The 23,730-nt window shown below is 45.7% G+C and carries 22 protein-coding genes, 1 tRNA gene, 1 pseudogene and 1 riboswitch; of the genes and pseudogenes, 15 read left to right on the top strand and 9 right to left on the bottom strand.

Annotated features, from left to right (window positions below):
• The first annotated feature begins 322 nt into the window (after positions 1-322).
• The 5 genes and pseudogenes from guaB to serS all read left to right on the top strand — a co-directional run bounded on the left by guaB (position 323) and on the right by serS (position 6,170).
• A complete protein-coding gene (gene guaB / locus DC345_RS27010; RefSeq protein ID WP_024628817.1) occupies positions 323-1,780 on the top strand; it encodes an IMP dehydrogenase in 1,458 nt (485 codons plus the stop codon).
• 433 nt (positions 1,781-2,213) lie between these two features.
• A complete protein-coding gene (locus DC345_RS27005) occupies positions 2,214-3,602 on the top strand; it encodes a D-alanyl-D-alanine carboxypeptidase family protein (protein ID WP_113055831.1) in 1,389 nt (462 codons plus the stop codon).
• Between the two features lie 297 nt (positions 3,603-3,899).
• Positions 3,900-3,974, top strand: a pseudogene (locus tag DC345_RS32375) (hypothetical protein); the annotation flags it as partial.
• A gap of 57 nt (positions 3,975-4,031) precedes the next feature.
• The gene (pdxT, locus tag DC345_RS26995) at positions 4,032-4,622 is read left to right on the top strand and encodes a pyridoxal 5'-phosphate synthase glutaminase subunit PdxT (RefSeq protein WP_113055830.1); all 591 of its coding nucleotides are present in this window, start codon (positions 4,032-4,034) and stop codon (positions 4,620-4,622) included.
• 264 nt (positions 4,623-4,886) lie between these two features.
• The gene (gene serS / locus DC345_RS26990) at positions 4,887-6,170 is read left to right on the top strand and encodes a serine--tRNA ligase (RefSeq protein WP_113055829.1); all 1,284 of its coding nucleotides are present in this window, start codon (positions 4,887-4,889) and stop codon (positions 6,168-6,170) included.
• A gap of 151 nt (positions 6,171-6,321) precedes the next feature.
• Here the strand turns inward: serS and DC345_RS26985 are convergent, their stop codons facing one another.
• Complete coding sequence (locus tag DC345_RS26985; protein ID WP_113055828.1) at positions 6,322-8,094, bottom strand: S-layer homology domain-containing protein; 1,773 nt, start codon at positions 8,092-8,094, stop codon at positions 6,322-6,324.
• 26 nt (positions 8,095-8,120) lie between these two features.
• Entirely contained in the window at positions 8,121-10,151 is a 2,031-nt protein-coding gene (locus DC345_RS26980) for a YheC/YheD family protein (protein ID WP_113055827.1), read from the bottom strand.
• 223 nt (positions 10,152-10,374) lie between these two features.
• Here DC345_RS26980 and DC345_RS26975 point away from each other — a divergent pair.
• The 5 genes from DC345_RS26975 to DC345_RS26960 all read left to right on the top strand — a co-directional run bounded on the left by DC345_RS26975 (position 10,375) and on the right by DC345_RS26960 (position 12,739).
• A tRNA-Ser gene (locus DC345_RS26975) sits at positions 10,375-10,463 on the top strand.
• A gap of 193 nt (positions 10,464-10,656) precedes the next feature.
• Positions 10,657-10,998, top strand: a complete 342-nt coding sequence (locus tag DC345_RS26970) for a hypothetical protein (RefSeq protein ID WP_064641367.1) — start codon at positions 10,657-10,659, stop codon at positions 10,996-10,998.
• 25 nt (positions 10,999-11,023) lie between these two features.
• The gene (locus DC345_RS31880; RefSeq protein ID WP_175382032.1) at positions 11,024-11,200 is read left to right on the top strand and encodes a hypothetical protein; all 177 of its coding nucleotides are present in this window, start codon (positions 11,024-11,026) and stop codon (positions 11,198-11,200) included.
• 23 nt (positions 11,201-11,223) lie between these two features.
• Positions 11,224-11,376 (top strand): small acid-soluble spore protein P, encoded by a 153-nt coding sequence (locus tag DC345_RS26965; protein ID WP_053779025.1) that lies wholly within the window; start codon positions 11,224-11,226, stop codon positions 11,374-11,376.
• A 268-nt stretch (positions 11,377-11,644) separates the two neighbouring features.
• Positions 11,645-12,739: a hypothetical protein gene (locus tag DC345_RS26960; RefSeq protein WP_113055826.1), complete on the top strand. Its 1,095-nt coding sequence runs from the start codon at positions 11,645-11,647 to the stop codon at positions 12,737-12,739.
• A gap of 84 nt (positions 12,740-12,823) precedes the next feature.
• Here the strand turns inward: DC345_RS26960 and DC345_RS26955 are convergent, their stop codons facing one another.
• Positions 12,824-13,393, bottom strand: a complete 570-nt coding sequence (locus tag DC345_RS26955) for a GNAT family N-acetyltransferase (RefSeq protein WP_113055825.1) — start codon at positions 13,391-13,393, stop codon at positions 12,824-12,826.
• Between the two features lie 34 nt (positions 13,394-13,427).
• Positions 13,428-13,928 (bottom strand): tRNA adenosine(34) deaminase TadA, encoded by a 501-nt coding sequence (gene tadA / locus DC345_RS26950; protein WP_113055824.1) that lies wholly within the window; start codon positions 13,926-13,928, stop codon positions 13,428-13,430.
• Between the two features lie 335 nt (positions 13,929-14,263).
• On the opposite strand from tadA, the gene DC345_RS26945 reads away from it, so the two are divergent.
• Positions 14,264-16,603 (top strand): PAS domain S-box protein, encoded by a 2,340-nt coding sequence (locus tag DC345_RS26945; protein WP_113055823.1) that lies wholly within the window; start codon positions 14,264-14,266, stop codon positions 16,601-16,603.
• Positions 16,604-16,621: 18 nt separating this feature from the next.
• Positions 16,622-17,323: a 23S rRNA pseudouridine(2604) synthase RluF gene (gene rluF / locus DC345_RS26940; protein WP_113055822.1), complete on the top strand. Its 702-nt coding sequence runs from the start codon at positions 16,622-16,624 to the stop codon at positions 17,321-17,323.
• Between the two features lie 132 nt (positions 17,324-17,455).
• Here the strand turns inward: rluF and motB are convergent, their stop codons facing one another.
• Together motB and motA are read right to left on the bottom strand one after the other, a co-directional pair.
• Positions 17,456-18,271: a flagellar motor protein MotB gene (gene motB, locus DC345_RS26935; protein WP_113055821.1), complete on the bottom strand. Its 816-nt coding sequence runs from the start codon at positions 18,269-18,271 to the stop codon at positions 17,456-17,458.
• Complete coding sequence (gene motA / locus DC345_RS26930) at positions 18,258-19,058, bottom strand: flagellar motor stator protein MotA (protein WP_090905357.1); 801 nt, start codon at positions 19,056-19,058, stop codon at positions 18,258-18,260. Before motA ends, motB begins: the two co-directional genes overlap by 14 nt.
• A 234-nt stretch (positions 19,059-19,292) precedes the next feature.
• Between motA and DC345_RS26925 the strand changes: the two genes are divergently transcribed.
• The 3 genes from DC345_RS26925 (at position 19,293) to rbsK (ending at position 21,168) form a co-directional block, all read left to right on the top strand.
• Entirely contained in the window at positions 19,293-19,586 is a 294-nt protein-coding gene (locus tag DC345_RS26925; RefSeq protein ID WP_063567630.1) for a hypothetical protein, read from the top strand.
• 253 nt (positions 19,587-19,839) lie between these two features.
• Complete coding sequence (locus DC345_RS26920) at positions 19,840-20,136, top strand: 4a-hydroxytetrahydrobiopterin dehydratase (RefSeq protein WP_064641360.1); 297 nt, start codon at positions 19,840-19,842, stop codon at positions 20,134-20,136.
• Positions 20,137-20,166: 30 nt separating this feature from the next.
• Positions 20,167-21,168, top strand: coding sequence for a ribokinase (gene rbsK / locus DC345_RS26915; protein ID WP_258530825.1), 1,002 nt, complete (start codon positions 20,167-20,169; stop codon positions 21,166-21,168).
• Positions 21,169-21,495: 327 nt separating this feature from the next.
• On the opposite strand, the gene DC345_RS26910 is transcribed toward rbsK, so the two are convergent.
• The 3 genes from DC345_RS26910 to DC345_RS26900 form a co-directional block, all read right to left on the bottom strand.
• The gene (locus tag DC345_RS26910) at positions 21,496-21,855 is read right to left on the bottom strand and encodes a c-type cytochrome (protein WP_063567633.1); all 360 of its coding nucleotides are present in this window, start codon (positions 21,853-21,855) and stop codon (positions 21,496-21,498) included.
• 150 nt (positions 21,856-22,005) lie between these two features.
• Positions 22,006-22,500 (bottom strand): GNAT family N-acetyltransferase, encoded by a 495-nt coding sequence (locus DC345_RS26905; protein WP_113055819.1) that lies wholly within the window; start codon positions 22,498-22,500, stop codon positions 22,006-22,008.
• Between the two features lie 393 nt (positions 22,501-22,893).
• A complete protein-coding gene (locus DC345_RS26900) occupies positions 22,894-23,364 on the bottom strand; it encodes a C40 family peptidase (protein WP_076292199.1) in 471 nt (156 codons plus the stop codon).
• A gap of 3 nt (positions 23,365-23,367) precedes the next feature.
• Positions 23,368-23,505, bottom strand: a riboswitch (cyclic di-AMP (ydaO/yuaA leader).
• Between the last annotated feature and the right edge of the window lie 225 nt (positions 23,506-23,730).

Here is a 23,730-nt window from a genome sequence, read left to right as displayed (position 1 = left end):
TTTTTATTTGTTTATAAGCAAAAATTAGAAACAACTGTTAGTTGAGAGACAGTGAACTAAATTACTTAACATAGAGTAACGCCACTCATATCGAGTGGTATTTTTTATATATAGAATGAACCTGTCCGTATGACAAATACAGTTGTATGCATCAGGCAATACACCTAATATAACCAGGGAGTTTCCCTTGACAGTCTAAATAACGCTTTGCTAAGATGGCAATAATAAATTTTTCAGAAAACGTATTTTCGGCATAAAATACAGCCTGAGATCTTCGGGTTTTGGACCGTAAAGCTGAGCAAACATAAGGAGGAACGCCCGCGTGTGGGAAGATAAATTTGGTAAGGAAGGTTTCACCTTCGACGATGTACTGCTGGTGCCACGGAAATCCGAGACACTGCCTAAAGAAGTGGACGTATCTGTTCGTTTGAGTGACAGCGTAAAACTGAATATTCCTTTGATTAGTGCTGGCATGGATACTGTTACTGAAGCGACATTGGCTATTGCCATTGCCCGTGAAGGCGGTATTGGTATCATCCATAAAAATATGTCTGTTGAGCAGCAAGCAGAGGAAGTGGATCGGGTTAAGCGCTCGGAGAGTGGTGTTATTACCAACCCGTTCTCATTGACAGCCGAACATTTGGTTTCTGATGCAGAGTCGGTTATGGCAAAATATCGCATTTCCGGTGTGCCAATTGTTGAAGGAGATCAAAAACTTGTTGGTATCCTGACAAACCGTGACTTGCGTTTCATCCACGACTTCTCCATTAAAATTAGCGAAGTCATGACTCGTGAGAATCTGGTTACTGCGCCTGTAGGTACTACACTGCAAGAAGCAGAAGGCATTCTCCAGAAGCATAAAATTGAGAAACTTCCATTAGTAGATGAGTCCAACACACTGAAAGGTCTCATTACTATTAAAGATATCGAAAAAGCAATTCAATTCCCTAACGCAGCTAAAGATGCACAAGGACGTTTGCTGGTTGGAGCAGCGATCGGGATTTCCAAAGACACCTTTGAACGTGCAGATGCATTGGTTCAAGCCGGTGTGGACCTGATTACGGTAGACTCGGCACATGGACATCACATTAACATCATTGATGCGGTTCGTCAGCTGCGCGAACGTTTCCCGAACCTGACAATTGTTGCGGGTAACGTTGCTACAGGCGATGCAACACGTGAGTTGATTGAAGCTGGGGCATCGGTTGTCAAAGTGGGAATTGGTCCAGGATCCATTTGTACAACTCGCGTAATTGCAGGTATTGGTGTTCCTCAAGTTACAGCAGTATACGATTGTGCAAATGTAGCGCGTGAATATGGCGTACCAATCATTGCTGACGGCGGTATCAAGTACTCTGGTGAAATTACCAAGGCTCTTGCTGCAGGTGCTCATGCAGTAATGCTGGGAAGCTTGTTTGCAGGTACGGCAGAAAGCCCGGGAGAAACGGAAATCTTCCAAGGACGTAGCTACAAAGTTTATCGCGGTATGGGTTCAATGGCTGCGATGAAACAAGGAAGTAAAGATCGTTACTTCCAGGATGATGACAAGAAACTGGTTCCGGAAGGAATTGAGGGACGTGTTGCTTACAAAGGTCCATTGTCTGATACGATTCATCAGTTGATTGGTGGTCTACGCTCAGGTATGGGATACTGTGGTACAAGCAGTTTGGAACAGCTTCGTAACAACACTCAGTTTATTCGTATTACAGGTGCGGGTCTTCGTGAAAGCCATCCGCATGATGTACAGATTACGAAAGAAGCTCCTAACTACTCGTTGTAATCTGAATTGTGTTAATCATTTCCAGGACAGGCTTGGCGATTTTCGCCGGGCCTGTCTTTTTTTGCGGATACCCCTGTGATAGAATAGAACAAGCGGTGATGATCCTTTAATGGATTAGGGCGTTGCGGCGGTTTTTTGACGTGAGTCTATGAAACTGCTTCTGACAATGATTTTTGAGTGGTAGAAAAAGGTTGAAGGTTGCCCAGCGAAAAAAGAAGCGCGGACGTCCTTTTACATAAGCATTTCATTTAATGCTAACTAAGTGACAATCGATTCGAACTTTAGGAGCAATGACATTGCTCTTTCGATACAGCGCATATACAACACACATCTCACACATCATCTTCACCTGTTAGGGACTAAGAAAATATTGCAGCTCAAGCTGTACTGAAGCACACAATAGAAAGCTTCGGACCGAAGGGAGTATTCATCATTGAAAGCCAAACAAATGAATAAGAAAAAACGTCAAATGCTCAAAAAAAGCGTAGCCTCGGTTATGCTGATTAATATGCTCTGCATGTCTGCGGTAATGCCAGTTATGGCAGCTGCCAATGACTCCGGTCAGGTATTAACAGCGGCGGCTACAACAACGAAGACCGAAAAAGCCGTGGACATTCCTTCGGCAGACTCCCTGGGACTCGATGTTAAATCAGCCGTACTGATGGAGGCTTCAACGGGTCAAATTCTACTCAATGTTAATGCGGATAAAGCTATGCCGCCTGCTAGTATGACTAAAATGATGACAGAGTATATTGTAGCTGAACAAGTCAAACAGGGAAAATTAAACTGGGATGATGTTGTTACAGTTAAAAAGAACGCAGCGCAAAGTGTTGGCTCACGGATTTTCCTCGCAGAAGGTGATCAACATACAGTCAAAGAGCTGTACATTGCTATGGCTGTAGGATCTGCCAACGATGCTACGGTTGCTTTGGCTGAACATGTCGCAGGCTCTGAACAAGCTTTTGTGAAAATGATGAATGATGAAGCGAAGCGTATGGGAATGAAAGATAGCTACTTCATCAACTCCACAGGACTGGATCGTGCAGATATGCCTGCGGATTTCCGCCCTACCGAGGATAAGGAAATCGTCATGTCGGCACGGGATGCAGCCATTTTGTGCAGATATATCATCATGGATCACCCGGACTACAAAGATTTCACGACAATTCAATCCTATAAATTCCGCCCCAATGACAAAGATCCAATTATTAACTATAACTGGATGCTGGAAGCGAATAAAAATATAACCAACTTCAAAAGCTATGCCTATGAGGGTCTGGACGGGATGAAAACGGGCCATACCACGAACGCAGGGAATAACTTTACCGGTACGGCTGAGCGTAATGGCATGCGTCTGATCAGTGTGGTTATGGGTACAGATTCGGAGCCAGCGCGTTTCAGAGAAACGAAGAAAGTATTGGACTTCGGATTCAACAATTTTGAAGTGAAACAGGCGGTTGCTGCCAAAACTAAAGTCACAGGCTGGGAAGCTGTACCTTTGAAAAAAGGGAAGGAAACAACAGTACCTGTTGTGACAGATAATGCAGTAAGTTTCGTTGTACCTAAAGGTACTCAAAACCTGAACGTGACATTTAACGCGAATGTTACTGAAGCTGATAAGCTGGTTGCTCCAATTAAGGCCGGAACCAAGGTTGGTACGGTTACTTATACGTACAAAGCAGAGGGAATTGAGCCACAAGAGAAGACAGTGAATCTCATCACCGCAGAAGAAGCGGAAAAAGGTGGTTGGTTCCGTCTCTTCTTCCGTGCAGTGAAAGATTTTTTCGTTGATCTGTTTGATGGCATCAAAAACCTGTTCTAATAGAAAAGGTGAAAGAAGACAGATTAATATGACATTTTCAATATAGTGTCGTTAGACTATTGACAAAATACAAGTATTTCCGACCGGATGGATTGTATATTTACAATTTTTCCGGTAAAATATCAAGTTAGAATTCTACGTATAAATCAGTTAAAAAGTCTATTGTTCTTCTAACTGACACTGCATATTCCACATCCTGTTTATGGACAAGAACGATACATCCATTACGGTATATTGGGGTATGGAAACGGGAATAGCACGCGTTAAAAGAGGTGCCAAAGCGCGGATCGGACATGATGTGGCGCCAAGGACTTGGGTGAAGCGTTGCGCCTGATTGGCGAAGGTGCTTCCATGATCGGTACCAATTCCAAACTTGCACCTTCCGAGCCCATGCAGGATCGCGGCTGGTAAGAGAAAGGTGGATTTTATATGAAGATCGGCGTTTTAGCACTTCAAGGGGCAGTCACCGAGCACATTCGTAGTATTGAACGGGCCGGAGCAGAAGGATTGGCGATCAAACAGGTTCAGCAACTTGAGGAGCTGGATGGGTTGATTCTTCCTGGCGGTGAGAGTACCACGATTGGCAAACTGATGCGTAAATATGGTTTCATGGAGGCCATTCAGGCATTCGCTGCTGAGGGGAAACCGGTATTCGGCACCTGTGCTGGTTTGATTGTTATGGCCAAACATATTGCAGGACAAGAGGAAGCTCATCTGGAGCTAATGGATATGACCGTCTCTAGAAATGCATTTGGAAGGCAGAGGGAAAGCTTTGAAACGGATCTCCCAGTAAAAGGCATTGAGGAGACGGTGAGGGCTGTGTTCATCCGGGCACCCCTGATTGAGAGTGTAGGAGAAGAGGTGGAAGTTCTCTCCACTTACAAGGATGAGATTGTTACTGCCCGCCAGGGGCATCTGCTGGCTTGCTCCTATCACCCTGAGCTGACAGATGATTATCGACTGCATGCTTACTTTGTGGACATGGCTAGGTCGTATAAACAGCCTGTACAGAACCAATAGTGATTGATATACAACCTATGACTGCCGTTGAACCGGATCGGTCCTCCAGAGGCTCACAAGGCTTACTGGCAAGGTGCTGTCTGGTCAGATGCCTGATGTTGCCCGTATCTGCTTCCAAAGCGGGAATCGCAGCATAGGGCAGCACCGGAGGCCATAGGTTATTTTTTACCATTAAGAAATGATGAAGTTATAAGGCTGCAAAGTTTTGGCAGGAGTTAATGAGGAAGGTTTCTACTTTGTGGTGTTATTTAGGAGGGGTATTTAGTGCTTGATGTGAAAATATTGCGGAATGAGTATGCACGTGTTGAAGAAGCATTGACGAAACGTGGCAAGTCGCTGGATCTAATCGCCGGGTTCACGGATATGGATGCCAAGCGTCGCGATTTGCTGCAAGAGAGTGAAAACCTGAAAAGTCGCCGGAATACGGTATCTGGAGAAGTGGCCAAGCTTAAAAAGAGTGGTGAAAATGCCGACGAGTTGATCCTTGAGATGCGTGAAGTCTCCGATCGAATCAAAGCAATGGATGAAGAAGTGCGTGAGTTGGAAGTGAAGATCAACGAACTGACTATGGCGATTCCGAACATCCCTAACGAGAGTGTACCTGTTGGTGCGTCCGAAGATGATAATGTGGAGATTCGTCGTTGGGAAGAGCCGAAGTCCTTTTCATTTACACCAAAAGCACACTGGGAAATCGCACAGGATCTCGACATTCTTGATTTTGAAGCGGCTGCCAAAGTAACAGGCTCCCGTTTTACCTTTTATAAAGGATTGGGTGCACGTTTGGAACGTGCTTTGATCAACTTTATGATGGATCTACACAGCGATCAGCATGGGTATGAAGAGATTCTGCCTCCATACATCGTTAACCGTGACAGCTTGTTTGGAACTGGCCAACTGCCGAAATTCGAGGAAGACCTGTTTAAGCTGAAAGATACCGAGTATTATTTGATCCCTACCGCTGAAGTTCCGGTAACGAACTATCATCGCGAAGAGATTTTGAATGCAGACCAACTGCCTAAACACTTTGTGGCGTACAGCTCATGTTTCCGATCTGAAGCAGGTTCTGCTGGACGGGATACACGCGGCTTGATTCGTCAGCATCAGTTCAATAAAGTTGAGCTGTTGAAACTGTCTTCTCCTGAGACCTCTTATGAGGAATTGGAGAACATGACTCTAAATGCGGAACGTGTGCTTCAATTATTGGGGCTGCCTTACCGTGTTCTGACGTTGTGTACAGCAGATATGGGCTTCACATCTGCCAAAACATATGACATTGAGGTTTGGTTGCCGGAAAGCAATACGTATCGCGAAATCTCGTCTTGCTCCAACTGTGAAGACTTCCAAGCACGTCGAGCTAATATCCGTTTCCGTAGAGAGCCAAAAGCGAAACCGGAATTTGTCCATACATTAAATGGTTCAGGACTGGCAGTGGGGCGTACAGTAGCTGCTATTCTGGAGAACTATCAACAAGAAGATGGAACAGTGGTTATTCCTGAAGCACTTCGTCCTTACATGGGTGGAGTCAGCGTGATTGCCCGTCGATCCTAAGATTTTCAACTAAATGATTGAAATAAAAAACCGTCTCCTGACAAATGGGAATTTAGAACGTTCCATTTTCACAGGGCGACGGTTTTTTGTAGTTTATTTTTTATGAAGACGATACGTTAGCCATGATTTCCCCTAAGCGAAAGCGTAAATATTAGTTCATATACTCAATGGAGCGAAGCGTACGCACCAAGATCATAAGTGCTTCGTCTGTGGATGCTGCTTTTTTCGGCTCGAAGGAAGTCCCGAATGTATCTTGAAGCAAATCGAGCGATGTCAAAGCCTGGACTTGGGCTGTGGCCCAAGGAGAGATAGAATCTTGGTCCAGATAGGATATCACAGCTGAGCTATTAGCGACAGAATCTCCTCCTGCATACTGAATTGCCCGATAGACCATGCTTGCGAGCTCTTCCCGGGTGACCTGACGATCGGCACGGAATGTTCCATCCGCATAGCCTTTGACAATTCCAAGGTGTGCAGCGGTTGCCGCATACGATTGTTCCTCAGTCACATCCCGGAAAGAGGTATTCTTAGATACGATTCCGTTTGCTCCTAAGGCGGAAACTAATAATTGGGCGACCTGTCCGCGTGTGATCGGTTCACCCGTTTTCAATTGATTCAAAGCAAGTAGTTGTTTGTTCTGCATGTATTGGATGCTGTTTATCGACGAATCATTGTCTGAAGTATCTATCTGTTCGTCTGAAGCAATAACATAAGTGCTGTATTGCATGTCCCGTATTCTTACCTCCCATTGTCCTTTATCTTGGACGAAATAGGCTGGCACGTAGGAATATGTCCGCGTTTCTTCATTGAACCCGAGAACGGTTGCTGTCTGTGGGTCAAGATCTGTAGTACCAAGGTGGATGACCCGAGTCACATGTTTTAATTCTTCTTGATCCAGCTTGAGCGTTTGGTCACCAGCCACCCATTGTACATTGAAACGTAAAGGCTGTACCAACAATTTTAGGCCGGCTGGTAATGATTGTTTTAGGTTAGACAATTCATCGTTGGACAGGATATCAATGTTAATCTGGAGATCAAGCTTTTCGGTTGGCACATGCAGTAGAGATGATGCAGGTTGAATATTTAATTTATTCAAAGCTAACGCCATTTTGGACTGATTGCTGTACAGAGTGAATGAAGAAACTTTTTCCTGTGAGCGCAGAAAAGAAAGAACTTCCTTCGGTAGTGTCAATTGAATGTGCGGAACACTTGGCAATATAGTTACAGACAAATCATTCAGATGATCAAGAGTAGATAACTTACGTACGACACTCGAATCTACGGATACGGTAACAGTGCCATTATCCAATTTCCCATGTATCCATTGGTTTAGGCTATTGGCTGCAGAACCCATAGATGCGGAAGAATCAATAATTGAGTTGCCAACTGTGGCTGAGTTGGAGGTTTGTGATGACGAGCTGCTGCTCTCAGGTCTGTTTCCTCCAGACTCAGGCTCACTGCCGCCAGACTCAGGCTCGCCGCCACCAGACTCGGGCTCACCACCGCCAGACTCAGGCTCGCCGCCACCAGACTCGGGCTCACCACCGCCAGATTCAGGCTCACTGCCGCCAGACTCAGGCTCACTGCCGCCAGACTCAGGCTCACTGCCGCCAGATTCAGGCTCACTGCCGCCAGACTCAGGCTCACTGCCGCCAGACTCAGGCTCACCACCGCCAGATTCAGGCTCGCTGCTCCCCTCATCATCTCCATCAGGATCGGCTGATGCTTTTTCCATTCCGAAGAAATGCTGAAAATAGCTAATCGAATCTCCCTTGTATATGTCGTCAGCTTTGTAATCAATGGCGTTACCCGCCAATACATGTGTCATTAGCCCGGCAGCCAATACGGTCGTCTTAACGGCACGTTTTCTAGCGTTTCCGGCTTTAAGCATTTGCTGATGAACATTCTTTCTTTTCTTTTTCATCTCTTCACTCCTTATTAAAAGTAGAACTAACGCAAAGAAAGAGCAAAAGGAATCATATGTTGCGCGACTTCAAACTCCCTGTGCGTAGAACCGATTTTGTTCATATTGACTTCGAAAATCCAAATCTCACCCGACGAATCAATGCCTACATCAATGCCCAACTCGCAGATTCGCTCCTTCACATGGTCAGCAATATGATTAGCCGTCATTGTCGCCATCTGTTCTAGTCTCGTCAGCATGACTTCTTCCTTTTGAGGAAACTCATGCCGAGACAGCCAGTCCCATGTCGTAAATGCACGGAGTGAATCAGCGTGGTTAACTACCTTATGCTCGCTTTGGGTAGAGAGAAAAGGAAATGCGGAAATGAAAGACCATTTCCCGCTTCCGTTCCGGACCAGATGCAGTCTTATATGAAAGGGAAGTCCGTTCCGGGTTTCGCTTCGAATAAATTTTTGAATAATAAAGCCCTTTTTGGTCGCAAGCATGGAGATCAGTTGCCCGAACTCCTCATCGTTCATCATGTGAACATGCTCGTGAGCCTTTACGGCGAAGCCTTCCTGTTCACGCTGAACAACGATGATTCCGTTGCCGAACGAGCCTATAGAGGGCTTGATGATGGAAGTCCCGTAAGTATCGATGAAGGCCAAAATCTCCTGAACGCTCTCTACTGCAGCATACGGGATTATATGGGAGACAAGCTTTGCATTGTCTTCAAGCATTTCATAACTTTTTTTCTTGCTAAAGGAACCTCCGTTTCGTTCATCGGTGAAGGGCACATGTCTTAAAGCCTCATAAACGTAACTGTAATTCGCATTACCACGTGCTTTCAATCGGTCATAGACCACATCAGGGAATGGACAATACCGTGCCTCCCACTCTCCGTCCTCCAGGACATATCCTTTGATATAGCGCAATTCTGCATGAACATCGTGTGGAGCAAAATAATAAAACACTGCATCACTCCATTTTGCTGAATATGCGCAGGCGGTAGCGAGTTGCTTATCACAGTGGTCGTTGGTCAGCATGGCAATAACGGGATGGGGCGCTATTTGCCCGGCTTTGGCTACATATTGTGCGTATTCAATCGCTCGTGCTGCCCGTGCCTGCTCATGAAACCGCGTTTGGGGGCTTATATTGGCCTCCAGGAACAGGATTTGGCCTGTGGGAGTCACAATAAAATCCATACCAAGCTCATCAATAAGAAAGGAATATGAACGGTTAATTGTCTCTGCCATACGAATAGCCAGCCGCTCCATTTCAATTCTGAGCTGGTCGGCCTGAACTGGGAATAAACGATAGAGCATATTAGCCGCGTCCTCCATGCCACCACCTTTACTTATATTGCTGATGATGGAATCGGTAATACCAGTGCGGGCATACATTTTGGTCAGAGCCCATCGTCCCGTTCCATCGCGCTGAATATGTATTCGAAAATCAACAACTTCTCCCATCTCGGTAAGGCATGGAAGGTAGGGCTGAATAATAGAGGAGTTTTGAGCGAGCCCTTCCTGCAAAAGTTCCTGTAATCCAGAATAATCAAGCCAGATCGCTTCATTTTGCTGACGCCATACATAGCGATCATCTATCTTTTTGACTGTGAAAATGGAATTGCCGCGGCGCCCTTGATCAGGTTTAACTAAAACTTCCTCGTGAACATCCAAAAAAGCAAGAAATTGATTGAGATCCTGCAAGCGCTCCGTCGGAATAAGGTGATCTTTGAAGAGGGGGTCCAGCTTCTTCTGAATGTCGTATTTTCCGTGAATTAGATATGTTGTAAAGGGAACCCTGCGACGCAGCCAATTCTCACATTCCGGCCTGTTATTAACAGGCTCAGGTGCTTCATTAAGTACCACGTCAGGGAGAGGCACCTTCCTCTGTACCCATGCGTTTCCCTCAGGGAAGGTACCGTGGAGTAATTCCTGTTCCATATCGATGCTGCCGGCATCAAAGAAGAAAACATTTGCGCCTTGTTTCATTCCCTCTGAGATCAATTCACTGATTCGCTCCTCAGGCAATGTGTTCAAAGGGTCATTTTTACGATACACACCTATAAACAAGCAACCACCTCGTAATGAAAAGTCTAAAATTCAATTATACAGAGCAGGGCTGAACCGATTCTGAACAACCATTCAATCGTTAGGTAGCGCTGGTTATCTTTACTTAGTAGGTGAAAATCCCCTTTTTGATGTATCAAATAATAAATCATATAAAAAGGTTGCTTTCTGCCATACAATTATGGTATGATCTATTTCGTGGCAAGTTTATAAAAGTTAATGTCCTGGAGAGGTACCGAAGCGGTCATAACGGGGCGGTCTTGAAAACCGTTAGGGGGCAACTCCACGTGGGTTCGAATCCCACCCTCTCCGCCATACTACAATTATGATAAGGGTCCGAGCGATAAGCTCGGGTCCTTTTTTGCATTTATTTATCATTTAGTGCAGCCGCATACACGCTGTATCTTCCAGAGCATTTTTGCGCTAGAAAATCAGTTGGTTTCAATATCTGTGTGATGAATAAAAACATCCGAATCGCCGCACTTTATATAAGAGTGGAGGTGGTAAGATGAACCGCGAATTAAACATAGATCAGACGGAGCTTGTAGGTGCTTGGCAGGAAAGATTGCCTGAGGTCCTAAATGTCGGAGATCGGGCTCAGGTTATGGCTGACGAGGCTGATCAACAGGCTATTCGAATTCACATCGCAACAGCGGGACACCAGATGTACTCGTTTGATTTCAAGTGTGCCTATGTGGATTCTCGTGAAGTCAGTGTACAGCTAATTGATGTGGAGCGCGATGGAAGAACGACGGATGAGCGTACAGAGCCCATTCAGGAATTGGCTCAGGATTACACGCGTCATATTCATGAGTGTGCCCAGTCGTTGCAACCCAAAACTAGACATTAGGCAGACGTCAAAGGAGTGGTAATACGTGAGTAAAGCGAAAGCTGGAACAGATAAAAACCTGCAAAATGTAGTCGCAGATCTGGATCAGACACCTGTAAATAGTCACCATGCCCAGCAAATTCAACAGGACTCAAATGACCGTCGGCATCAGGATTCCATGAATCATGATAAAACGGAAGATATGGACCCGTCCCATTCCTAATCCAAAGAAGAGGAGGGAACTACATGAGTAAACCCAAAACAACACCTGTACCTGAAGCTCAGGCTGCTGAGCAGCACCGAAAACCGGAAAAGCATTCTTCCATGCAGGAACCGTTGTCCGGCTCCAAAAAAGTGAAAAACCAGAACCATGTGGATCATCATAATCCTCAAGGCTAAGATTAAAGGAACAATCATTCCTCTTCTTTAGCACATATTAATGAATAACGATAACCTATAACTCCGGTTAACAAACCGGGGTTTTTGCGCGTTCATACATGATTTAGAGAAGCACACCATTGATATCTAAAGCTTACATAGGTCTTTGTAGCCAATTTACAGAGTAAAGATCACAAATTTCCCAAATCGTGTTTCCGTTTCAGAATAAATGGTATATCATTGATATTGAATTATTTTTTTTGGGGTTATCACGAGAGGAGAGAAACAAATGACTAAACGTATGGGGGCGCTTCTTCTTACGTTGCTGTTAACCGTATCCATGGCACTGACAGCATGTAGCAGCAAGCAAGAGCCAAAAGAGGCATTGAAGACGGCGGCAGCCAATGCTTCCAAATTGACTTCGTATGAGATGAGTTCTAACTTCACTATTAATGAATTGAGCTATAAAGCTGCAGACGAGTCACAACAGGATCCAACGATGTCTCAGTTTATGAGCATGCTGAAGGATGCTCAGTTGAATGTAACTGGCGTATACCAAAGTGAGCCGATGCAGACCGAAATGACGGTAGGGATTGAGCTTAAAGGCGATATGGGGATGACTTTTACCATTCCAATGGTTATGACCGCTGAGAAGTTATATGTTAAGGTACCAAGTATTCCGTTCTTCCCGATTCCGGAAACGGTTGTTGGTAAATTCCTGGAGCTGGATCTGAAAGAACTGGCTGAGCAAGAAGGAACGGAATGGAATCCAAATGCTATGGATGCAGCCAAAACACAAAAGCTGAGCAATGAAGTTATGGATGCGGTCCTGAGCGAGTACGATCAGGATAAATTCTTTAAAAACCTGGATGTGAAGGATGCACAGCTTCCAGAAGGTTTGGATGCCAAACAAGTTGTCCAATTTTCTGTCAACAATGACAATGTGAAGGAAGCCGTTACTGTCCTGGTAACCAAAGCATTGCCTAAAGTTTTGGATATTATCTCTAAAGAAGAGTATCGTGACATGTTGCAAATGAGTCAGGAAGATATCAACAAAGCTAAAGAGGATCTAAAAATTACTGAAGCAGATCAAGCTGAAATGGCTAAAGATCTGGACCAGTTGAAAGACACACTGACTATTAACCAGTTCCACATTGATTTTGCTTTGGACAAAAAAGATTTCCCGGTATATCAAAAATTGGTTGCTGATCTGTTGATTAAACAACCTGATACCAAGGATGAAGTTAAACTTGCTTTCACTGGTTCGAACACATACACCAAAATTAACGAGAAGCCAGCATTTAAAATTAATATTCCTACTGGCGAAGACGTCATTACAATGGAACAGTTTGAAGAACTAATGAACGCATCTTACGGATACTAAGTTCTCAGATTATGATTTAAAGCAAAGAGCCGCTCGACCTTAGGGTCGAGCGGCTCTTTGTATGTTGTTCCAAGTTCTGTTCAATTACTGTAAAGATTCACCCATGTCCTCGGCGAGCACAGCGTAGATCTGATGGTCCTGATACTCTCCGTTAATCTTGAGATATTTACGAGCAATGCCTTCAGCCTGGAAGCCATTTTTCTCCAGAACACGTTTTGAACCCGTATTGGATAATAGAATAGCTGCTTGAACACGATTTAACTTCAGAGCACGGAAGGCGTAGGATACAGCGAGTTTCACGGCCGCGGTCATTCGTCCTCCGCCTTGGTAATCTGGATGGATGAAGTATCCCATGTCTGCATAATTGGCAACGCCCTGAACGACATTGTTCAAGCTAACCTGACCGATCAGAATACCATCGTCGATTGTAAAAATTCCGAATTGATACCCCGTTCCTTCCTCAGCCGCCTGCATTCTATCCTGAATGCGTCTGGTTTGCGCATGCAGCGTATAGAACTCATCATCCCGGATAGGCTCTACGGCTTGGTAGGGAAGACGTGTGATTTGAATAAGAGCAAGATATGCCTCCGTATCTTGTGGAGTAAGTAGACGGAGACTTATCCCTTTTGGTGTGTCGTATAGTGTAAGCGGCATGGAATGCACTTCCTTTCTAGATAGATATAAAATTCTATTTTTTGCGTAAACGCCGGAAAAATTGAGTCAGCATGGTGGAGCAATCTGGTTGCAGAATGTCAGCAACCACTTCGGTTCGATGATTAAAACGAGGTTCCTGCAGCAGATTCATCAGCGTTCCTGCACATCCGGCTTTGGGATCAGCGGTACCATATATAACTCGAGGCACTCTGGACTGCACAATGGCACCTGCACACATCGGGCAGGGCTCCAGTGTAACGTACAGACTACAATCCAGCAGTCGCCATGCGCCGATGGCTTCACTAGCCTGCCGGATGGCTACCATCTCCGCATGTGCTGTAGAATCGAGTGTCGTCTCACGCAGGTTATATCCACGACCAATAATACGGTTATGTTGAACAATTACAGCCCCGATGGGTACTTCCCCGAGTGCTTCTGCCTTGTACGCTTCAGCAATGGCTTCACGCATCCAGTGCTCGTGCTGAGCCTCCTCCGAGAGATGCGAAAGATCGGGTTGGAGAACGTCATCCTTCATTAAAATGTAAAACTCCTTCCAAAGAGTAATTTGTGCGGCGAACAAACATTCGTTTGTTAACATGTTGTGTATAAGTCTGTGGATAACTGACGAGTTGCTCACATAGTTATGAACATACTATCCACATGCCTGTGGATTTGTGTATAATTTTTAGTGGTTATTCCCATTGTAGGCATGGAATAGACAAAATACAATTGATTTCGCCATTTTCAGCCAAGCGGTAACTTTTGGACAAGGGTCAATTATCCTTTTCAAATAGACATACAACAGTTATGATGGATATAGGTTTTGCCATATATCGCCAGAGGGTACAAGCCGAGAGGTGAACGAAAAAGTTGTCTATTAAAACGAAATTATCCATGATTATGTCGTGCTCAGTGCTCGTCATTTTGATTTTAAATATAGCACTGAGTTATTATACTACAGAAGAGAATCTAAGGCAGGACAGCGAAACCAAGATGGTGCTTACGGCCAAACAGATTGCAATCGCTGTCGAACAGAGTCAGTCCAGTTCGGAATATGTAAAACGACAAATTGGGAACAATTTATGGCTGGCCTCAGTAATGGCAGCAGAAGAACTGGACCCGAATATTAATAATATCACAAATGAAGACCTGGTTCGCATGAGCGAAAAAGTCGGTGTCTCCCACATTTCATTGATGGAGCAAACGGCTGATGATATTGTGGTTACCCGGTCTTCCGATCCAAAGGAGATTGGATTATCTACCAAATCCATGACTTACTGGTATCAGGCATTTAAACAGCTGTTCGAAAACCATCAGGTTACGATTTCACAGGGACAGAAATTAGACCATTTTTGGTCGGATGGATTCGAATACTCTACATCCAATCCGTCGGATGTTGATATCTGGGGTTACTATCATGATGGGAAAAGGAATTACATAATCAATCCCTTCTATAATAATGCCGCTGTTGACGACTATGTGAAGATCTCTGGTCCAGACGAGATTTTGAATAAGATTCGTGAAGTGAATCCTTCTATTCTGGAGATTACAGGCATCAATCCATTGACCTTCGGTAGCTCGAGCATGAGCAATGACGGAAGGGATACAAACCACAATAAGTTGAATAACAGGCCAATTCGTTTCGGTACCTATCAATATGGTGCGGCAGAAGAGGATCACAAGGCGGTAGTACGGGCAATTCGTACTGGGCAGAATGTATCCTTTGTTAGTGAAACTCATGAACAGAAGGTGCTCAAAAGTTTTATTCCGATATTCACCCCCAATGAATCATCTTATGTGATTAGTATTGTTATGGACTATAAGCAAATATCCTCCATGGTATCGGAACAATTGGTTAGCCATGCCTCGATTTCACTTGTGTTACTGGAGATTGTGATCTTTGGCAGCTATTTGCTCGCAGGATACATTACGCGTCCTATTCAATCTATTCTGGGCAAAGTGAATGATGTAGCTGACGGTCACTTTGATTTCCGTTTGAAAGTGAGAAGGAAAGACGAATTGGGCCAATTAGCGAATCGCATTAATGCCATGATTCGTAATTTGGGCCATTATACGAATCGTCTGAAACAGATGTATGAAGAAAATCGTGCGGTAAAAGAACATTTGGAATCGATCATTAACCAAACGGCAGATGCGATTCATATTACGGATCTGGATGGAAATGTTTTGCGGGTAAACCGTGCCTTTGAGCAGTTGTACGGCTGGCGCAGTCGTGAGGTAGAAGGCCGTAAGTTAAAAATTATCCCTCCTGGCACTGAAGAGGAGATGGAAGAGCAGCATGCCCAGTTGATTGAGGGTATGTCAATTACGTCCAATGAAACGACATGGATGAAGAAGGATGGTAGCCGTGTCGAAGTCAGCGTGAGTACAGCACCAGTCCGCGATGAAGCAGGCGAGATCACAGCACTGATCAGCGTTTCAAGAGATATTACCAGCCGTAACCGTATGGAGGAACTGCTTAGACGTTCCGAGAAACTGACGACCGTTGGTCAGCTGGCAGCGGGGGTTGCGCACGAGATACGTAATCCGCTTACGACCCTACGTGGGTTTCTCCAGCTCCAACAAGAGACGAACAAGCTTAATCATCGTCACTTGGACTTGATGCTGTCTGAGTTGGATCGAATCAATCTTATTGTGGGTGAGTTTCTGATCCTGGCCAAACCACAGGCAGTTCATTTTCAGGAACGGGATATTCGCTTCATTCTGGGAGATGTTATATCATTACTGGATAGCCAGGCGCATCTGCATGGTGTGGAGTTTGTATTAAATGCTTCATCCGATTCAGTTATGGTACATTGTGAAGAGAACCAGTTGAAGCAGGTCTTCATTAACTTGCTGAAGAACGGCATGGAGGCCATGCCAGACGGAGGTAATATTCGAATTAAACTTAATCAGGACATAGAGAATAGTCGGGTTCGGATTGAAATTAAGGATGAAGGCACTGGAATTCCAGAAGAACTGATGCCTAAGCTGGGGGAACCATTCTTTACAAGCAAGGAATCGGGAACAGGGCTTGGCCTGATGGTCAGCCAGCGCATTATTCAATCACATAAGGGCATGATGGATATCAAAAGCGTCATGAACAAGGGAACGACCGTCATTATCGAGCTGCCTGCTTCCCAACAGCAACCGGAGAGTATAGAGGAAGAGCATGAGACGGACAATGAACCTACAGACGAAGAGAAATAGACGAGGTGAGATTACCTTTTGCGTATTAATAAATTTATCAGTGAAACAGGTTTTTGTTCCCGTCGGGAAGCCGACAGATTGGTGGAAAGTGGGAAAGTAACAATTAATGGAGTCAAGGCAGAGCTGGGCAGTCAAGCTGAAGATGGCGATGATGTAAGAATTAATGGTCAACCTATTAAGGAAAAACGGAAACACGTATATATTGCGCTTAATAAACCTGTCGGAATAACCAGTACAACCGAACAGCATATTCAAGGGAATATCGTTGATTTTGTAGGGCACACAGAGCGAATTTTCCCAATTGGTCGCTTGGATAAGGATTCGGAAGGTTTGATTTTGATGACCAATGACGGTGATATCGTCAATCGAATTCTAAGGGCAGAAGGACGTCATGAGAAAGAATATATTGTCACCGTGGATCGTGCGGTAACGCCGAGTTTCTTAAGAGGCATGAGCACAGGAGTCAAGATCCTTGGCGAAATGACGCTGCCTTGTACGGTAACTCGTATATCAGAGCGGGTGTTCCGCATTATTCTGACGGAGGGGAAAAACCGTCAAATTCGCCGGATGTGCAGCGCATTTGGCTATGAGGTTCGGAAGTTGAAGCGAATTCGTATTATGAACATTCATCTCGGTGAGCAGGCCACAGGGACCTGGAGAGAGCTGACACTGGCAGAAAAGTCTGAATTGAGCAGTTTGCTGGATTATAATATGGAATAAATGATAATATCCAAGGCGCTGTTTTCCCTCAGGGGAAGCAGCGCTTTTTCATATCAGTGGATAGAAAAAAGCCACTCTCCTGTAATGAAGGAGAGTGACTTAAGCATTAGTTTGATACAACGGAACAACTCTTTAGTTATCTTTTCCGACTGCTTTCACGGCTGTGTTGTTACTCTGATATTTCCGGATAATTGAAACTTCTACCCGACGGTTTTGAGCTCGTCCAGCATCTGTTTGGTTGCTAGCGACTGGGTGATACTCTCCATAACCGCTAGGTGTGAACTTCGAAGGGTCCAGCGCCTCATTCAATAACAGAATTTTGAGGAAATTCAGTGCTCGATCGGCACTCAAATCCCAGTTATCCTTATATTGGCTGTTCGAAATGGGAACATTATCAGTATGGCCAGACACAACGACTTCATATTCCGGGAACTCCTGCAGCATGCTCGAGATGGCTTTCGCCAGCGAGCGTGACTCTGGTTTAACATCAGCCCGGCCTGAGGAGAACAGGGCGTTATCACTAATCGTGATTTTGAGCTCCGACTGATTCAGTTTCGTATTCAGCTGATCGGAAAGCCCGTTTTTCTGAATATATTGATCAAGCCGTTTCTTGAGTTTCTCCAGATCTTCCTGTTCTTTCTGAGCCATCTGCGCATCTGTAATCTGAGCCGGTGTCTTCTTGATATCTTCGGGCTGCTGTTTGCTCTTACCCAAATCTATAGTAGATTCTGTAGGGTTCATGGAGGTATGATCCAGTACACCCGAACCACCATTTAATGCGCTGCTCAGTGCGGAAGCCATCTGTTCAAACTTCGTTGCATCTATAGAGCTCATAGAGAATAATGTGATAAACAGAGCGAGCAGCAACGTCATCAAGTCGGAGTAGGGAAGCAACCAGCTCTCGTCTATGTGCTCTTCATGCGGTTCGTGTTTTTTAGCCTTTTTCACCTGATGAGCCCTCCTTCTCTTCCAACTGTCTACGTTCGGAAGGTGTCAGGAATACAGATAATTTTTGGTTAATGGCAATGGTGGATACACCGGATTGTATGGATAACAAGCCTTCAACCATCATCAGCTTGATTTCCATCTCTTTTTTGGACATCCGCTTCAGTTTATTGGACATTGGATGCCACAACACGTAACCACTAAAGATACCGAGAAGTGTTGCGATAAACGCCGCTGCAATCGCATGCGAGAGCTTTTCCATATCACTGAGATCGGCAAGCGCTGCGATGAGACCTACAACGGCCCCGAGTACCCCGAGCGTTGGTGCATACATCCCCGCTTGGGCGAAGATCAATGCACCTCCACGATGGCGCTCTTCTGTAGCATGAATATCTTCCATGAGTACATCACTTACAAATTCCTGATCATTGCCGTCAATAATCATACGCATACCGCCGCGCAGGAACTGATCATCAATATCTTCGACTTTCGATTCAAGTGCGAGCAAACCTTCACGACGGGTAGTGGAAGCCCAGTCCATAAATGTGCCGATTAGAGAAACACGGTCAATCAGTTGTTGCTTTTTGAACAGTACCCCGAAAAGCTTGGGGATTTTTTTAACTTCAGACATGGGAAACGCCATGAAAATAGTTGCTGCCGTACCAACAAAAATAATAACGTAGGCTGCCGGGTTGTTAACCAGGTTGATTAGGGGCGCACCCTTCAGGAACATACCCAATACAAGTGAAACCAGCCCTAAAACTAGTCCGATAATCGTTGAAATTTCCATCATACACCTCATCCATGAGATAAAATTGAATCCTTTCAAGCGGCTTTATTCGGGCTTCCGGACGAACGTTACACCGCAATCCGTTTAATGTTAGGCATCCTTTAGGGTTGCAGAAACAGTTAAAACGGTCATGTATAGTATTTATCGACCAGATGGCCTTTTTTTTTAAGGGTTATTTTCAGGTATAATAAGAACAAATCTGCTCCTTAGGGGCTAAATAGGAGTGAAAAGCCAATGGGCGTAAAGCATGGACGGGATTATGAAGGAATATTGACAGATTTGACAGAGGCTATAGGACGAATACCAGACCGCTATGTTTTCTTTGAGATGGATGAGGAAGAATGGTCACGCCTTGGTGTAACAGAGCAACTCGAAGTGGATGAGGCGCTCGCGGAAGATCTGTTCTACGCGCTGGGTGAGGAGTCGGTCATTCCGGTAGGAAGTGGAGTGGTCATTCATGACAAGGATCAGCACCGAATTCATATCTTAATTGGGGAAGAAGAGCTGACTTTTGTACCTCTCATTTAGTATGCTCCCATAAGATATTTGGTACGGAAACCTGAGTTGGAGAATCTCCCTAAAGCCTTATGGTTATTGGATCTAGCGCCATTTGTACTATTGGAATTTGAGGCTTGTCCGTGGTAAGATGATAGTCATGAAACGGGCGAACCGCAGGGCGGTGGACCTATGCGTTTGGATTGCTATGGGTAGCACCAAAGGTTTCGGTGGCAGCATGGACAGTTGTCTGTGATGAGCCATCATATGGGGAGGAAGATAACGTATGGTTTTTACGCAAGAGGAAGTCGAAGCTCATCTGGGAAGGCTGGAAGGCTGGGAACTGGAAGAGGGACGATGGATTGTCCGCAAGTTCGTATTTTCCAACTACATGAAAGGGATTGCATTTGTGGATGAGGTCGCAGCGATTTCGGAAGCATTCAATCATCATCCTTTCATTACGATTGACTATACAACGGTCACACTGCGTCTCACGTCGTGGGATGAAGGTGGCATCACATCTGTAGATATTAAAGAAGCACAACAATATAATGAGGCTTTTGAAAAAATGAGGTCGGAATAACCTGGATCGGTTATTATCGCACTACCGGAAATGAGTGAAACATACATGTCAGACGATAATCAGAACAAACCTCTTATTGCTGTCGTAGGCAGCCTTAATATGGATCTGGTGGTGAAGACGGACATCATTCCTGAGGAAGGCGAGACGGTGAGCGGGGAGGAACTGCATTATTTGGCCGGGGGCAAAGGCGCTAATCAGGCGGTTGCTGCTGCACGACTGGGCGGACAGACAACGATGGTTGGTGCGGTAGGTTCGGATGGTTTTGGTGAACGCCTACTGCACAGTCTAACGGAAAGCGGGGCAGATGCCTCGCAAGTTCGCATTCTCGATGATACTGTTACTGGTACGGCCTCCATCTGGCTCTCCAAAGGAGATAACCGGATTATTGTTATTCCTGGAGCGAATGGGCAGGTTGTGCCTGCGATGCTGGAAGAGGCGGATACGGTAAAAAGCCTGACTGCAGCCGCAGCGGTGCTGCTGCAGCTGGAGATCCCGCTGCCTGCGGTCACCCGCGCCGCCCAACTGGCGGCTGAAGGCAGCGCATTGGTGGTGCTCAACCCGGCACCTGCTGTGCCGGGTCTGCCCCAGGAGCTGCTGCGGTGCGTCGACGTCATTACGCCGAACCGCAGCGAGCTCGCCGTGCTCACCGGCCGGGATGATCTCCGGCCGGAAGACGTGGATGCGGCGGTCGCAGAGCTCGCCGCATCCCTCGGGGCCGCTGTCGTCACGACGCTCGGCCCCGAGGGGGCTGTGTACGCGGCAGCGCCTAACGGCCGCGTACAGGCAGGGCGAGCCGGCGCGTGCCGTGCGCCCGGCTACGCCGTAAGCGCCGTCGACACGACCGGCGCTGGCGATTGCTTCAACGGCGCGCTGGCAGTAGCCCTCGCGCGCGGAGAGACGCTGGACGCGGCGGTAAGCTTCGCCATGGGCGCAGCCGCGTTGTCCGTGACGAAGCTCGGCGCCCAGTCCGGGATGCCGTCCGCACGTGAAGTGCAGGCTTTTCTTGCCGAGCAGAAGGCAAAGGCCCAGTAGTCTATGCATGCTTTAGCTGAATCAGAGGCGGTAGGTGGGATGAGCCACTGCAACAGAGGAGCATTAGCACGGTATACGTTTTCATCCAAGCATCCCATCCCTGAAATGAGCAAGAGGCTCTTACTTCCCAGTACGGGAGAGTAAGAGCCTCTTCTCTGTATGACCATTGATAAATCCAGCAACCCTGAAAGACGAATAAGGGTTGCCTACGTGTGCGTCAAGCGTCAGCGTGGTTTATAGCATGCTTAAAGAGCAGGAGGTGACTAAAGCCACCACACTCTCTATACCTGCAACTCTCCACAATCTGAACGCCTGGGGCGTCTTGGATTACTTCTTCTCCGCCAGCCACATCGCAATATTCGCGATTTCTTCATCCTTCAGCTTGTCTTTGAACGAAGGCATGCCGCCGCTTTTACCTTTGACGATGGTCGTATAAATCTTCTCCACATCGTCCTGGCTGCCAATCTTCTGCAGACTAGGGCCCATGCCCCCTTGAAGCTGATCACCGTGGCAGGTAATACAGTTTGCTTTGACCAGTGCCTCGGCCTGTCCTGCATCCATTGTAACTTGCGGCATCGTCGGTTTCGCTTCTTCAGCAACTTCCTCTTTCCCTGGAAGCGTAAACATTAGTACAATAGCTAAAGCGCACGCTGCAAAAAATACCCCGCTCATGATCCATTTGTGCATCCCTTATGTCCCCTCCAGAATGAAAGATCATCTAACTTGAAACTATCCATATCATTATAACGGAACCTGTAGTGACATCATAGCATTTTGTGGTAATTTTTTGAACTAATCACATAACAGGGGACTTTTTAGGGTGATTTTAAGCCTTATTTACCCGCGAGGACCCTCATAGACCATGCAGTAAAAAGGTTGCAAACCACTCGGCGTCTGTCGTTCATATGTATCCTGCGTAACAAATCCGGCTTTAAGATAGACGCGAATGGCCCGGTCATTCCAGGTCAGAACTTCCAGATCAATTTCGTTTGCAGGGTTCCGGCGAATGGCTTCCTGCACAATGGCCGATACAAAAGCCTTCCCTTGTCCATGACCACAGCGTTCAGGGTGCATACCCAGACCAATGCGGGTGACACCTTCAAGCGGGAAATATTGAGCGAAACCGCAAATTTGCTGATCCTCTCCCAGCACTACCGCATATTGTTCCTTCCGCAGCTGGGGATCGCCGAATTCTACTTCAAGTGCTTTCATCTGCTCCCAGGGCAGCCAGCTATAAATATTATAAGGCGGGTCATACTGCCAATCGCAGATGAGCTCCGCATGTTCTTCTTGCATGGGCACAACGTGAAACGTCACAGGGGCTTCATCCATACAACTGTACGCTCCTCTCATTGTGAACAAGCTATAATGATTCTGATTTGTCCATATACATATGTCATTCCGTATCTAAGCTTGTTTCCACTCTACAAAAGAGGTGTTCATTTGGCAAGCCCCCGTTTTAGAAAAAAAAGTGAAACAAAAGTTCCGGTAATTTCGTTTATATTATAGTGGGATGGGTAAAAACATTATAAGAGCACGGACGAAGCAACAAAAAATAGCTCAAAAAAAGTTAAAGTTAGATTTGATAGCTGTCTCGAATACGTTAAAGGAAACGAAGCACAAAAAAACCGCCGGACACATTCCTGCGGAGAATGTACCAGACGGTTCTATTATGCTTCGTTACAGTAGTGTTATTGTTACAGCATGACGTTGCTCAGCTTGTCCCTAGTCGATGGCCAATGTCTCATATGCGTCCGTGCTCATAATGCGTTTAGCGCCAACATAGCGGTTAGCCCAGTAGCTTTCGCTTAATGCGCTGATTGTAACTCCTTTGGAAGAAGAAGAGTGTGCAAACTTTCCATCCCCTACAAAGATACCTACGTGTGAAACCCCTTTGCCCGTTGTATTGAAGAATACCAGATCACCTGGTCTCATTTCCATACGGGATACTGAATCACCCATGTCGAATTGCGAACTCGATTGGCGAGCCAAATCAATACCCAGCTTGTCGAATACATAACTTGTAAACCCAGAGCAGTCAAAGCCGTTAAGCGTTGTTCCTCCGCTTTTGTATGTAGTTCCCATTGCCGAATCAATGACTTGGTCCATTTTTGAATCTGCGAATGCGCTGCCTGCTCCAAGCGATAATGCGAATGTGATGCTGAGTACAGCTGCGGTTAATTTCTTTTTAAACAAGAGATATACCCCTTCCAATGCCTGCGAGGTTAGCTTAAGGATTCGGTTGAAGGTCCCCTATGATCCCTCTGTTGCAAGATCAATTCACCCATAACTGGTTCCCCCGCTTCCCAGGTGCTAGGAATTTGGCTGCTAGTTATGCACCTGTGAAAACAAGAAATGACGATTAAATTTTAAGTAGTTACAAATATGAAGGTAAAGATTACAAAGTTGTTACTAAAAACTCACTGCGATTATTGTAACAGAGGTATACCACTTTGGCAACGTTTAACAGCAAAATTAGCAAAAAAAACCTCGACCTTTGACGGGGAAAGGTCGAGGTTTGCTTTTTTAAAGGCGTTTAATGAAAACAACTTTACATAGAGA

Source organism: Paenibacillus taichungensis (assembly GCF_003287275.1).
GTDB classification, from domain to species: domain Bacteria; phylum Bacillota; class Bacilli; order Paenibacillales; family Paenibacillaceae; genus Paenibacillus; species Paenibacillus taichungensis_A.
The sequence above is the reverse complement of the archived record's forward strand: the minus strand, read 5'-3'. Positions and strand labels throughout refer to the sequence as shown.

What these genes read in the sequence shown, in the direction of transcription:
- tadA (WP_113055824.1), bottom strand. Translation starts at nt 13,928, where the DNA reads ATGAAGGATGACGTTCTCCAACCCGATCTTTCGCATCTCTCGGAGGAG.
- DC345_RS26965 (WP_053779025.1), top strand. Translation starts at nt 11,224, where the DNA reads ATGAGTAAACCCAAAACAACACCTGTACCTGAAGCTCAGGCTGCTGAG.
- rbsK (WP_258530825.1), top strand. Translation starts at nt 20,167, where the DNA reads ATGAGTGAAACATACATGTCAGACGATAATCAGAACAAACCTCTTATT.
- DC345_RS26920 (WP_064641360.1), top strand. Translation starts at nt 19,840, where the DNA reads ATGGTTTTTACGCAAGAGGAAGTCGAAGCTCATCTGGGAAGGCTGGAA.
- pdxT (WP_113055830.1), top strand. Translation starts at nt 4,032, where the DNA reads ATGAAGATCGGCGTTTTAGCACTTCAAGGGGCAGTCACCGAGCACATT.
- DC345_RS26905 (WP_113055819.1), bottom strand. Translation starts at nt 22,500, where the DNA reads ATGGATGAAGCCCCTGTGACGTTTCACGTTGTGCCCATGCAAGAAGAA.
- DC345_RS26970 (WP_064641367.1), top strand. Translation starts at nt 10,657, where the DNA reads ATGAACCGCGAATTAAACATAGATCAGACGGAGCTTGTAGGTGCTTGG.
- DC345_RS26960 (WP_113055826.1), top strand. Translation starts at nt 11,645, where the DNA reads ATGACTAAACGTATGGGGGCGCTTCTTCTTACGTTGCTGTTAACCGTA.
- motA (WP_090905357.1), bottom strand. Translation starts at nt 19,058, where the DNA reads ATGGAAATTTCAACGATTATCGGACTAGTTTTAGGGCTGGTTTCACTT.
- DC345_RS26955 (WP_113055825.1), bottom strand. Translation starts at nt 13,393, where the DNA reads ATGCCGCTTACACTATACGACACACCAAAAGGGATAAGTCTCCGTCTA.
- DC345_RS26925 (WP_063567630.1), top strand. Translation starts at nt 19,293, where the DNA reads ATGGGCGTAAAGCATGGACGGGATTATGAAGGAATATTGACAGATTTG.
- DC345_RS26910 (WP_063567633.1), bottom strand. Translation starts at nt 21,855, where the DNA reads ATGCACAAATGGATCATGAGCGGGGTATTTTTTGCAGCGTGCGCTTTA.
- DC345_RS26985 (WP_113055828.1), bottom strand. Translation starts at nt 8,094, where the DNA reads ATGAAAAAGAAAAGAAAGAATGTTCATCAGCAAATGCTTAAAGCCGGA.